This window comes from Succinivibrio dextrinosolvens DSM 3072, from assembly GCF_900167015.1.
In the GTDB taxonomy this organism is placed as follows: Bacteria; Pseudomonadota; Gammaproteobacteria; order Enterobacterales; family Succinivibrionaceae; genus Succinivibrio; species Succinivibrio dextrinosolvens.
Genome location: NZ_FUXX01000007.1, coordinates 68,212 through 80,173, shown reverse-complemented (window position 1 = coordinate 80,173; position 11,962 = coordinate 68,212). Strand labels below are relative to the sequence as shown.

Genomic DNA, 11,962 nt, shown 5'->3' with positions numbered 1-11,962 from the left:
ATTGTACTTACGAGTCTGACGGGATCTGAAGGGGAGATAAAATCACCAATACAAGGAGGAAGTAAGGCTAAATCATCTTGAATATAGGGTTTGAAAAGATCTTCTTTATCCATAACGATATTACCAATAATATAACTCTTTATATTATTAAGTATAGTATATTAACTTTGTATATCAAGGAAATAGATAAAGTTTTAATATAAAAATATTATCAATAATGTTAATAAAACCACAAAATTTAGGTAAAAATAGAGGGCGACCTTTTTAGTCACCCTCTTTTAAAATTCAATTTCTCACATTACGCCATTCTAATTATTGTCAGATGACACTGCTATATTCGAAGTTTCCTTATCTGAAGTTCTCAGATGAATAATAGAAAACGCAAATATTCCCAAGACAATTCCTGCCAGCATTGACATAATATACTGAACAGGATGATCACAAAGAGGAATAATGAAAACACCTCCGTGAGGAGCACATATTGAGCACTTAAAATACATAGATAAGGCGCCAGTCAAAGCTGAACAGCAGACGCATGCAGATCTCATGGCACGAGGATTTTTCTGAAGATAAGGAATAATGCCCTCTGTGATAAATACAAGCCCCTTTCCAAGGGTGATATATCTAAGAGAATTAATCTTCTCAGAAAATACCTGTGGAATAAGTATGCTTGCCAAAGCGGCAGCTATAGGAGGAACCATGCCTCCAGCCATGATAGATGCCATAACCAGTCCACCTGGTCCCTGTTCAGGTAAGCTGTCAGCAAGGAACAGAACACCAATTGCATAAGCCAGCTTATTGATTGGTCCGCCCATATCGAACGACATCATTCCAGCCAGAAGAGCTCCTATAAGAACAAGAGTATACACTGATGATTCTGCGAAGAATGAATTTATATAACTATCAACAAACTCAGCAGGAATATTAGTAAAAAATACTGCAATTGCTGCTGTTCCAAGAGCTCCCATCAGAGGATACAAAAGCAGCGCAACCGTAGCATCATGACCTTTAAGAAACCTTCCGGCAAAAAGGGTAGTCAACAGGGCGACAGCACCACCGACAAATCCGTTTACAACTGCACCTATAACACCGCTTCCGCCAAGGTCAGCCATGACACCACCGGTAAATCCGGCAACCAGAGCAGTTCTTCCTCTTATTGAATAAGCAATAAATGCACTTAAGATTGGGAAAAGAAGAGTACCAATACTGTATCCGACACGATCAAAGAAGAACCCAAACTGAGTATCATTAACAATATCCAGTCTTGCAAAGGCAGATAAAATACCAGCTGTAGCAGCAAGAGGCATCAGATAAGCCATTCCTGACATTAAATGGCGATACAGACGCATGGAGACAGAGGTTGAGCCCAGGAAACCAGTCTGATACTTTGGACACTTTGGATCTAAAGCTGATTTGATAAGATTCTTTGGTCGTCTTATTCCTTCGACAACACCAACTCGAATTAATGGTTTGCCCAGGAACCTGTCCATATCAACGATTCTGTCGGCAGCAACAATAACAGCCTTTGCTTTAGAAATCTCTTCAGGAAGAAGTTTGTTTCTGTTTCCAGCAGCTCCATCTGTTTCCACCTTAATGGAAATTCCCATCTCCTTGGCCTGTTTTTCCAGAGCCTCGGCAGCCATATAGGTATGGGAAAGACCTGCAGGACATGCTGTCACAGCAACTATATCGTAATAACCTATGTTAGATGAAGTATCTTTATTTTCTTCCGATTGTTTTTCTTCCTCAGCTGCTTTCAATTTCTGCTGGCGCTGTTTTTCTTTTTCAATTTCAGCTTCATCAGCCTTATTGATTATTCTTAAAAACTCATCAACACTCTGGGCTGAATTAAGAGAATTTCTGAAATCCTCGGAAATAAGCAGAGTTGACAGACGTGCTAATACATCAAGATGTGCATCTGAAGCATGATGAGGAGAAGCAATCATAAAAAAAAGCTTGGCTGGCTTTCCGTCGAGACTGTCAAACTCAACTCCCTTAGGAACAACCATGGCTGCTAAACCAGGCTTTGTAACACCAGCACTCTTTGCGTGAGGGATTGCGACGCCCTCGCCTAAACCAGTTGAAACTTTAGCTTCTCTATCAAATACAGCGGTTCTGAAGCGCTCAGCATCGTTTAGGCAACCGCTTTCTGCAACTAAATCAACAAGATTATTGATAGCCTGCTCTTTTGTCGATACATCAACATTTAACCTTACAGACTGTGGATTTAGTAAATCGCAAATTCGCATGAGTTTTCCTTTTAACTGTCGTGTATATTAAGTTTAATCGACAGTCTTATTACGGCAAGTTTAAAATCTATAAAAAATTACATCTAAGTTATTATTACCGTATTTTTAAACCTGTTTAACATGGATTCCCGGACATAAAGGTTCGGTGCTTTCAGATTTACACCCCTTGAATGTCTGATCCATATCCAGAGAAGGCATTTCCATCTGAGGATGTCCGATAACTCTTGCAGGTACACCTACAACCGTTGTGTGAGCAGGAACATCCGCAAGAACAACAGAACCAGCGCCAACAATTGCACCTTCACCTATTCTGATATTGCCAAGAATTTTGGCTCCGGCACCAATCATCACACCTTTGCATACCTTAGGATGACGATCGCCGCATTCTTTTCCGGTTCCGCCTAAAGTCACATCATGAAGAAGAGAAACAGTATCCTCAATAACAGCAGTCTCACCAATAACAATATTGGTTGCATGGTCAAGCATCAGTCCTTTTCCGATTCGTGCTGCTGGGTGGATATCCACAGAGAATACATCTGAAATTCTGCTTTGAATATAGCAGGCAAGATCTTTTCTGTCCTGTTCCCAAAGCCAATGAGAAATTCTCCAGGATTCAATAACATGAGGACCTTTTAGGAACATGAGAATTCTTACAATTGAGCTTGATGCTGGATCACGGGTAAGCACGGCATAAACATCAGCAACTGCATTCTCAAGAAGACAGCGGTTTTCAGCATAAGCCTGCATACAAACCTGAAACAGCTGCTGTTTATCAACTTCACGAGTTGCCAGCTTTGAAGAAATAATTCTTGCAAGACACTGATCGAAATTTGAACAGGTAAAGACAAGTTTGTTAAACAAGTCAGCCAGAACCGGTTCGCTCTCCATAATTGAACGTGACTGTTGCTTAAAATCAGACCAGAATCTATCAATTACCTGATTTTCGTAATTACTGTTTGCCTGTGTTTCCAATTGTTTATCTCTGATTGACTAATTTTGCTGTAATTTCGAATCATCGAAATTTACTGTTTCATAGGTTTCTTTTTCATCAGGTTCCATATGCAGAATAATCTCTGCATCGGGATAATTCTGTCTGATATTCAATTCAGCCTTATTAACGACATCATGAGCCTTCTCAAGACTCATTTTTCCGTCCATCACAATGTGTCCCTGAATAAATATTATAGGACCGGCGCTGTGAGTTTTCAGATCATGAATAGATAGAACACCTTCTGTTCTTACAATAGCCTGCATTATTTTATTCATTGAAGCCTGATCCAATGAGCGGTCAAGAAGAGTCTGAACAGCTTCAACTCCAATCTGATATGCTCCTTTTAGAATAAACAGACCAATGCAGCAGGCAAAGAATCCGTCGGCCCATTCATAGCCGTAATTACTGAGGAACAGAGCAATAATAACACCAATATTCAAACTCACATCAGATAAGTAGTGAAGCCTGTCCGCAGCAATTGCCTCCGATTGTGTCTTTCTGAAAACATAAGTCTGAAACAACACCAGAAGAACGGTAAAAATTATACAGATAATACTTACGTATAAAGCTAAATCAATATGCTCTATATTAACTGGATTAACACACCTTTCAATGCCGTGACTAATCAGTAGAACAGCTGAACCGCCAATGAAGGCTGCCTGAGCCAATGAGGCAAGAGACTGAGATTTATGGTGGCCGAATCGATGTTCATCATCTGGAGGAGATAATGAGAACTTCAGGGCAAGAAGATTTACTAAAGATGCCAGCAAATCGAAAATAGAATCAGTTAAAGATGCAAAGATTACTGTAGATGAGGATATCATCCATACACAGAATTTGATCAGGATGAAAAGAATAGCAGTAAAAACAGACGCCCCTCCGGCGAGTAGTACCAGTTTTCTATACTGTCCAAGTTGTGTTTTTTCCATTTCTATTTCCTATTGTCCACGAGGATAGTATATTACATGTCATAACCTTTCTAAAACATAGATATTTATGATAAAAATAATCTTTTTTAAAAAAATTTAGTATTCGGCATCTAGAATTAGCGAAAAAAAATATGATCAGATTAAGACTAATAAAAAAACAAACAATAAAAACGTAATTTTTTGCATCGATATAAACTACACTTTAAAATGTATAGTCTTCTTTTGAAAAGTAAAAATAGCTAAAAAAAATCTGGGAGGCTGAACAGAAAGACTTTCTGTTTTGGTGAAGCATGATAATTAATAAGATTCTAAGATTTTTTTTATATTGGCCATTCAGAATAACGACAACTTGTTCAACAATTCCATTTGAGCCACTAAAAAATCTTAAAATTGATAAGAATAAAGAAATTGTCTACATAACTGTATCTTCATCTGTAGGCAATATAATGAGTATTGAAAGAGCAGTCCAGAAACTAGGCCTTCCATCTCCTTTTGAGGAGCTGAATTTACTTGGAGAAAAGATACCAAGAATTTGCGCTCTTAGAGCTCCTGGTTTATTCTCAAAAGCAGGTTCAAAAGATCATGACATGGAACCTGTATTCAGAAAGTGGTATGAATTTTACCAGAGAACAACCAAGGACATTCAGGTTATTCCAATTACAGTTCTGTGGTCACGAAATCCAGGTTACGAAACACTTGGTATTCACGGCATGAATGCAGCAACCCCTTCATTCAAGAAATTCTTTAATCTTATTTTTGCAGGACGAGATAACTGTACTATTTTCTGTGGAAGCTTCAATATAAGCGAATCAAAAGAACGCTTTGAAAATTCAAAGTTCTCAAAGGATCTTAACCGAACATTTAAACTGATTTTTATTCAGAAGGCACGTGCTGTTGTTGGAAAGCCTTTGCCAAACAGAAAACAGGTAATTGAGGAAATTCTTGAAAGACCAGCTGTTTTAGAACAGATAGCAGTCGAGTGCAAAAAAACAGGAAAATCAGAGCCAGAACTGAAAAACAAGGCCAGAGAAATTCTTGAAATCATGGTTGCAGATACCAGATATCCTCTGCTCAGATTCTTTAATTCCATTGTTTCAACAATCTGGTCCAAAATTTATCAGGGTCAGACCGTTATTGGTGTAGATAAAGTCCGACAGCTTGTTCAAACTGGACATGAAATCATTTATATTCCATGTCACAGATCTCATATGGACTATATTCTGCTTACCTTTGTACTTTTCCACGAAGGACTGCCTTTACCTCAGATTGCATCAGGAGATAATCTAAATTTCTTCCCTGTAGGTCAGATTATCAGAAGATGTGGCTCCTACTTTATCCGCAGAAAGATGAAGGGCGACGACTTCTATATCACAATCTTCAGAGAATATCTGAGTCTACTCTTTGAGAATGGTTACGCTACAGAATTCTTTATTGAAGGCGGACGCTCAAGAACCGGTAGAACTCTGCCTCCAAGAACAGGCATGGTTGCCATGACAGTTCAGTCTCAGCTTAGAGGTTCAGACAGACCAATAGCATTCATTCCAACCTATCTTGGATATGAACACGTTACTGAGGTCGGTTCCTACATGAGAGAACTTGTAGGCGAAGCCAAGAAAAAAGAAAGCGCAATGCAGCTTCTCGGTATATTCAAACGATTCAGAAACTATGGCCGAGGCTATGTAACTTTCGGTGAACCTGTCGTGGTACATAAGTTCCTGAATGAAAATGTCCCAGGATGGAAAAATGATATCGATCCTAAGGGTACAGCAAGACCTTCATGGCTGAACGATATTGTTAATCAGCTTGCACACAGAATTATTATCAATCTGAATGATTCAGCAACAATCAACGGAATCAATCTGTGTGCCCTGGCAATTATGAATGTTCCTGATCATACAATGAGTATCAGTCAACTGGAAAAATGCATTTCAATGTATTTAAAGATTCTTAACGTTGATCCAAGAAGAAGGGCCACAATTCCAACTGCATCACCTATGACCCTGATAAGACAGGCAATGGAGCTGAAGAAATTCAGACTATATGATGTCGGTGATGATATGAAGTTTGTTCGACCAAGCTATGGTCAGACTCTGCAGTTAACCTATTTCCAGAATAATATCGTTCATCTGTTTGCTCTTCCAGCACTGCTTGCAAATATTATTTTAAGAAACGGTCACATTCTGCATGAGGACGTACGTTCCCATGCGCGCTCACTGTTCTACTTCCTAAGACATGAGCTGTTTGCACCTGTTGATGAAAAGGATCTTGATAATCTTATCGACAAACACATAGAGAACTTCCTCAACGAGGGTTATATCACAAGAGATAATGATATGCTGTTTGTTTCCGGTGACGGATATCAGGAGTTCTACATTCTATCAAGATGTATTTACCACAATCTGGTTCGTTACCTTGTTGCGGTTACCGCTCTGAAGGATACAGAGGACGGTAAATCAGATGTTCCTGAGTTCATTGAGAAATGTCTGTCATATTCAAAACGTCTGCCTGTGGAGGTTACTAATAATTCTCCTGAATTTGCGGATCCTATTCTGTTTAAGATTATGTGCGCAACATTCATCAGACATTCTTACTTCTATGTTAAAGAAGACGGAAAACTCTACGTTAATGAACCTAAGGTTCAGAAACTGAATAGAGCAGCAACTCCTCTGTTAGGAGCACGAGACGTAAAGATTTTAAATGGTCAAACATTATCCAGAAAAGTTGATGATGTTCTGTATTAAGGCAACACTAGCATACATAAAGGGAAAGAAAATGTTAAAAAAACTTTTATTAGGACTTGTTTCTATAATCTTTATTGCAGTTTCATCATCTGCTTACGCAAGTGGTCATGGCAAAAAAGAAGAGCCTGCCGAACCAGAGAATGTTGCACCTGAAATTGGTTATTATCAGATATCACCTGATATCACAACCAACGTAGCTACATTGAACCCAAGAGACAAGATTCACTATGTAAGAATCAAAATCAGTCTTATGCTAGAGGATAGCAGAGATTCAACCATTATTGCTGATGTTGAACCTCTGATTAAAGATGCCATTGTTACAATCCTGGGCTCAAAAGAGTTCGGCCAGGTTGCAACCAACGAGGCAAGAGAAAAAATCAGAGTAGAATGCAGAGAGAAGGTTACAGGAATTCTGCAGGAAAAATTCGGAAAACCTCTTATTATCGATCTGCTGTTCTTAAGCTATATGTACCAGTAGCAACCTTATATCAGAATCATATCTCTTCGAGGAATCCCCCTCGAGGAGATTGTTAGTTTCCTGAAATAGTCATATCAGGAATAAATATAGAGCCTGTCTGGACCTTATATCTTTCATCAAAATCGTCAGCCATAGCTTCCATATTCAGGAACATATCCCTCAGATTTCCTGCTATTGTTATACCGTCTACTGAGTGAACAAACTTTCCGTCCTTAAAGTAGTAACCTTCAGCGCCTCTTGAATAATTACCGCTTACAAGATCAATGCCCTGTCCCATCAGACCGGTAACCACAACACCTTCGCCAACCTTTGACAACAGCTCGTCAAAAGAATAGGTGGCGTCCTTAAAAGAAATGTACCAGTTATGAGTTCCGCTGGCATGACCATTACTCTGAAGACCAAGTTTACGAGCAGAATAAACAGATAAAAGATACTGTTCAAGCATTCCGTCTTTAACTATGTCAGAGGCACAGACCCTTACACCATCACTATCAAAGTTACGAGAACCTAAGCCTTTAAGAACAAAAGGGTCCTCATAAATAGTAACTTTATCTGATAACACCTGCTTTCCAAGAGAGTTACACAGGAATGAACGGTTTCTATAAATAGTACCGCCAGAAATAGCAGAAGAGAAATTGCCCCATAGAGACTGAACAGCAGATCTGGTAAAGATGACATTATATTTACCAGTATTCAGTTTTCTGGAATTAAGCTTTAGGAGTGTCTTTTCAAAGGCTTCGTCAAGAATCTTCTGAGGAGAATATATATCTTCAAGAGCTCTTGCAATACTTGAACTGGATGCACGCTGCATCTTTCCATCAGACTCACCTAAAAGAGTAATATCCGCAGATACAGAACTTGCAGAGCGAGCTTTATTAAAGCCATTGGAGTTGGCAATTACAGTTGTATAAAGATAGCTTGAGAAACTTGAACCATCAGATTTCTTAATGCCTTCAACCTTCTGCTCCTCAGCCATTTTATCAAGCTCCAGAGCCTTAGATGCGGCATAGTCGGCATCAACATTATTTTCAAACACAAGATTCAGATCTCTAAAGGAGTTACAGATTAACTCCTTGTCTGCAAGACCTGAACAAGGATCAGGATCTGAATACTTTGCAAGATTAATTGCAGAAAGAACAGCCTCTCTTATGGATTCCTTTGAAAGATCATTAGTTGAAACAACTCCTGAACGTTTATCCTTGTAAACGGTGATACTCATACCGTTATCACGGTTGAACTCGATGTTTTCAACATCCTGATCACGGCAGGAAACAGAAAGACCTTTAACTGCGCCAATATTTAACTCACACTCGTCAGCGCCATTTGAAAGTGCAAACTGCACCACTTCGGATGAAACCTGCTCCAGACGAGACTCCTCTGCACTTAAATCTTCCTTAAAAGAACTCATTTATATTAATCCTACAAGCGTTTTCTCTTATAATGTTGTTGTATGTTATACCATAATTTGGACCAACATCATGCAATTAGAATCAATAAAAAATAAGCTGAAAACCAACAGCCTCTTTGTATCTATCCTGATAGGTTTTACAGGTTTTCTTGTTTTCAGGTATATTCCTCAGACAGAACCATTAAGACCTGTTGCTTCTTTTTTAGTTGATTCTCTACCGGTTAGCCTTTTCATTATCCTGTTTTTCTCATTCTGCAAGATAGAAATCAAGGAAATGATCCCAAGAAGGTGGCATCTGTCACTTGCAGCAGTCCAGATTCTTTCAACAGGATTCTTTGTAGCACTGCTTTATTACTTAAAAAACGATTTATCTCAGGAAACAAAACTTCTGCTTGAGGGTACAGTTATCTGTACAATAGCACCAACAGCAGCATCTGCTGCAGTTATGACAGGAAAACTCGGAGGAAATGAATCCTCTCAGACATCATACACAATTATCAGTAATATTATTGCTGCTGTTTTTATTCCTCTTTATTTCCCTCTGATATGTACAACAATCTCCGGAATATTTCTAGATGATTTCCTGCTGATTCTGGGAAAAATCTTTCCTGTGCTGGTACTTCCTCTTATTTTTTCTATTGTCATAAGAATTTTCTTTCCAAAACTTCTTAAGCTTATAAACAGAGCCAAAGATGTCGGTTTCTATTTCTGGCTTATAACTCTTGCCATACAGTCTGCAAGAATATTTGAAAGTATTGCAAACTCCACAACTGGAGTTTTCTTCATGTGTATGCTGTTTCTGATTGGATTTATCATTACACTGCTGCAGTTTGCCATCGGCAAATATTTTGGACAGAAAGAAAAACAGCGAATCAGTGCCGGTCAGGGATTAGGTCAGAAAAACACAGTATTTGCCATCTGGATTGCTATTATGTTCCTCTCTCCAGTATCTGCGATTGTCCCAAGTAGTTACCTGCTATGGCAGAATCTTGTGAATGCTGTACAGATGAGGATCAGAGCAAAGGACATTAAAGAAAGAAGAGAAAAAGGACTAGAGCCATATCAGGAATAACATGCTATTAGAATTCTTAAAAAAACTAAGGCCCTACACCTTACTTATTGCCGTGTCACTGGGATTTTTAGTATTCTGTTTTTTCACTTACGTAGAATGGTCTGCACCTCTGAAACCTGTGGCACATGCAGCCGGAGAATCTCTGCTGGTTATACTGTTCTTTATTCTGTTTTTTGCCTTCAGTAAGATTACTCTGCACCAGATGATGCCAAGAGCATGGCATTTTATTCTGATTGTCTACCAGATCGCAACTACAGCTATCTTAGCCTTTTATTTAAAAAACTTTCCTGATTCCTGCGATACTGTTATTCTGGAAGGAATCCTCATCTGTCTTATTACTCCTACAGCTGCATCAGCATCAGTAATCACCGGTAAGCTTGGAGGCAACGAATCGGCACTTACGACCTATATTATTTTCAGTAATCTTGCTGCAGCAGTTGCTATACCTCTGTTATTTCCTCTGTTCTGCGATATGGGAAATAACACATTTCTTCATGACTGTTTTCTGATCCTAAAGCACATCTCCCCTATTCTGGTACTTCCTCTGGTATTAACAGTTCTAATTCGAACCTTCACACCAAAGCTGCACCAGTTCATTATCAGAAAAACAAAAGATATAGGCTTTTATATGTGGGCTTTTATTATTGTGGTTGTGTCTGCAAAAACCTTCTCCAATATTGCGGCATCGGATAAAAGCACTTTAGAAATCACCATCATGGCAGCTATAGGTTTTATTATGACCATCATGCAGTTTGCCCTGGCAAAGGGAATCGGTCAGTTCGGACATCAGAGAATCAGCGCAGGTCAGGCTTTAGGACAAAAGAATATGGTCTTTGGCTTATGGGTTACGCTAACCTATCTTACTCCGACAGTTGCTATTATTCCTGGAACATATATTATCTGGCAGAATATCGTTAATGCCTGGCAGATGTGGTATCGTGAACGCAACCTGAGAAGATGGGAAAAAAACGGAGAACAGGTATATCAGGAGTAATCCGTTAAAAAAGCCGATGAGAGAATCACCGGCATTTTAACTAAGGGTAATTTAAGGATTATTCTTATTTGTTACGTTCAGCATCAATTAGTTTTACAAACTCATCACCGTTCTTGTCAGTATAGATTGAACGAACTGATAAAGTTGCCTTCATGAATGCATCAGAATCTACATTATCGTTAACCTGAATACCAGTCTTCTTCATGTCTTCGATCATTGTAACTTCCTGCTTAGCATTAACTTCACGCTGATACTTGGCTGCATCACGAGCACAATCAACAAGAAGCTTCTGCTGATCAGCTGGTAACTTGTCAAACTTCTTCTTGTTCATCATTACTGTTACTGCTGTATATGCATGGTTGGTCATTGAAAGATACTTCTGAATCTCATAGAACTTACCTGCATATAGAGTTGAAATAGGATGATCCTGAGCTTCAATTGCGCCGGTTTCCATAGCAGTATAAAGTTCACCGTATGCCATAGGAACAGGATTTGCCTTTAAAGCTTCGAAGGTTGCAACCAGCATATTACTCTGAGGAACTCTAATCTTAAGACCGGCACAGTCTTCTGGCTTAACAATTGGTTTACGGCTGTTGGTCATGTTACGGAAGCCGTTCTCAAAATAAGCCAGACCTTTTAATCCCAGAGGCTCTAGAGTCTTATATAGTCTGTCACCGATTTCTCCGTCCAGAACACGGTATGCGTGGGCCTTATCCTTGAAGATAAATGGAATATCAAGAACAGCCATTACAGGAGATAAACCTGAAGCGATACCGCCGCCAACCATTGCAATATCAATTGTTCCTGAGCGTGCACCTGAAACAATTGCCTGAGAGTTACCTAAGGTACTGTCAAAGAAGGTCTTGATTTCAATCTCACCCTTTGACTTTTCCTTTACCTGCTCAGCAAAGTATACAGCGCCCTGTCCCTGGGTATTGTCCTTTGAAACATCTGTAGCAAAACGTAGAACAGTCTTTGCTTCAGCCTGCATTGCAACGCTGGCACCCAGAATTGTTGCAAGAATAACAGCTAAGGTTTTCTTCATTTGAGTCTCCTTAAAAAGAAATTACAGAAAGCAAACAAAATCTTTTAAAACATAT

The 11,962-nt window shown here is 39.1% G+C and carries 9 protein-coding genes; 4 read left to right on the top strand and 5 right to left on the bottom strand.

All coding sequences use genetic code 11. The features are described 5' to 3' along the window. Nucleotides 1-308 precede the first annotated feature (308 nt). From B5D46_RS03455 to B5D46_RS03445, 3 genes are all read right to left on the bottom strand, one after another. Nucleotides 309-2,249: a fructose-specific PTS transporter subunit EIIC gene (locus B5D46_RS03455; protein WP_078928242.1), complete on the bottom strand. Its 1,941-nt coding sequence runs from the start codon at nucleotides 2,247-2,249 to the stop codon at nucleotides 309-311. Nucleotides 2,250-2,354: 105 nt separating this feature from the next. Then, on the bottom strand, nucleotides 2,355-3,221 hold the full coding sequence (gene cysE / locus B5D46_RS03450) for a serine O-acetyltransferase (protein ID WP_234973815.1): 867 nt from the start codon (nucleotides 3,219-3,221) through the stop codon (nucleotides 2,355-2,357). Between the two features lie 18 nt (nucleotides 3,222-3,239). Next, complete coding sequence (locus tag B5D46_RS03445; protein WP_078928240.1) at nucleotides 3,240-4,169, bottom strand: cation diffusion facilitator family transporter; 930 nt, start codon at nucleotides 4,167-4,169, stop codon at nucleotides 3,240-3,242. 290 nt (nucleotides 4,170-4,459) lie between these two features. Between B5D46_RS03445 and plsB the strand changes: the two genes are divergently transcribed. Beyond that, nucleotides 4,460-6,910, top strand: a complete 2,451-nt coding sequence (plsB, locus tag B5D46_RS03440; RefSeq protein WP_078928239.1) for a glycerol-3-phosphate 1-O-acyltransferase PlsB — start codon at nucleotides 4,460-4,462, stop codon at nucleotides 6,908-6,910. Between the two features lie 31 nt (nucleotides 6,911-6,941). Beyond that, the gene (locus B5D46_RS03435; protein ID WP_159443011.1) at nucleotides 6,942-7,388 is read left to right on the top strand and encodes a flagellar basal body-associated FliL family protein; all 447 of its coding nucleotides are present in this window, start codon (nucleotides 6,942-6,944) and stop codon (nucleotides 7,386-7,388) included. A gap of 52 nt (nucleotides 7,389-7,440) precedes the next feature. On the opposite strand, the gene B5D46_RS03430 is transcribed toward B5D46_RS03435, so the two are convergent. Next, the gene (locus tag B5D46_RS03430; protein ID WP_078928236.1) at nucleotides 7,441-8,796 is read right to left on the bottom strand and encodes a metallopeptidase TldD-related protein; all 1,356 of its coding nucleotides are present in this window, start codon (nucleotides 8,794-8,796) and stop codon (nucleotides 7,441-7,443) included. Between the two features lie 70 nt (nucleotides 8,797-8,866). Here B5D46_RS03430 and B5D46_RS03425 point away from each other — a divergent pair, with 70 nt between their 5' ends. Then, nucleotides 8,867-9,868 (top strand): bile acid:sodium symporter family protein, encoded by a 1,002-nt coding sequence (locus tag B5D46_RS03425; RefSeq protein ID WP_078928235.1) that lies wholly within the window; start codon nucleotides 8,867-8,869, stop codon nucleotides 9,866-9,868. A 1-nt stretch (nucleotide 9,869) separates the two neighbouring features. Next, nucleotides 9,870-10,862 (top strand): bile acid:sodium symporter, encoded by a 993-nt coding sequence (locus B5D46_RS03420; protein WP_078928234.1) that lies wholly within the window; start codon nucleotides 9,870-9,872, stop codon nucleotides 10,860-10,862. 64 nt (nucleotides 10,863-10,926) lie between these two features. Here B5D46_RS03420 and B5D46_RS03415 read toward each other — a convergent pair whose 3' ends face one another. Beyond that, nucleotides 10,927-11,907: a DctP family TRAP transporter solute-binding subunit gene (locus B5D46_RS03415; RefSeq protein WP_078928233.1), complete on the bottom strand. Its 981-nt coding sequence runs from the start codon at nucleotides 11,905-11,907 to the stop codon at nucleotides 10,927-10,929. Nucleotides 11,908-11,962: the final 55 nt, after the last annotated feature.

Coding starts and splice junctions, on each gene's coding strand:
- B5D46_RS03455 (WP_078928242.1), bottom strand. CDS start 2,249: ATGCGAATTTGCGATTTACTAAATCCACAGTCTGTAAGGTTAAATGTT.
- B5D46_RS03445 (WP_078928240.1), bottom strand. CDS start 4,169: ATGGAAAAAACACAACTTGGACAGTATAGAAAACTGGTACTACTCGCC.
- plsB (WP_078928239.1), top strand. CDS start 4,460: ATGATAATTAATAAGATTCTAAGATTTTTTTTATATTGGCCATTCAGA.
- B5D46_RS03435 (WP_159443011.1), top strand. CDS start 6,942: ATGTTAAAAAAACTTTTATTAGGACTTGTTTCTATAATCTTTATTGCA.
- B5D46_RS03430 (WP_078928236.1), bottom strand. CDS start 8,796: ATGAGTTCTTTTAAGGAAGATTTAAGTGCAGAGGAGTCTCGTCTGGAG.
- B5D46_RS03425 (WP_078928235.1), top strand. CDS start 8,867: ATGCAATTAGAATCAATAAAAAATAAGCTGAAAACCAACAGCCTCTTT.
- B5D46_RS03420 (WP_078928234.1), top strand. CDS start 9,870: ATGCTATTAGAATTCTTAAAAAAACTAAGGCCCTACACCTTACTTATT.
- B5D46_RS03415 (WP_078928233.1), bottom strand. CDS start 11,907: ATGAAGAAAACCTTAGCTGTTATTCTTGCAACAATTCTGGGTGCCAGC.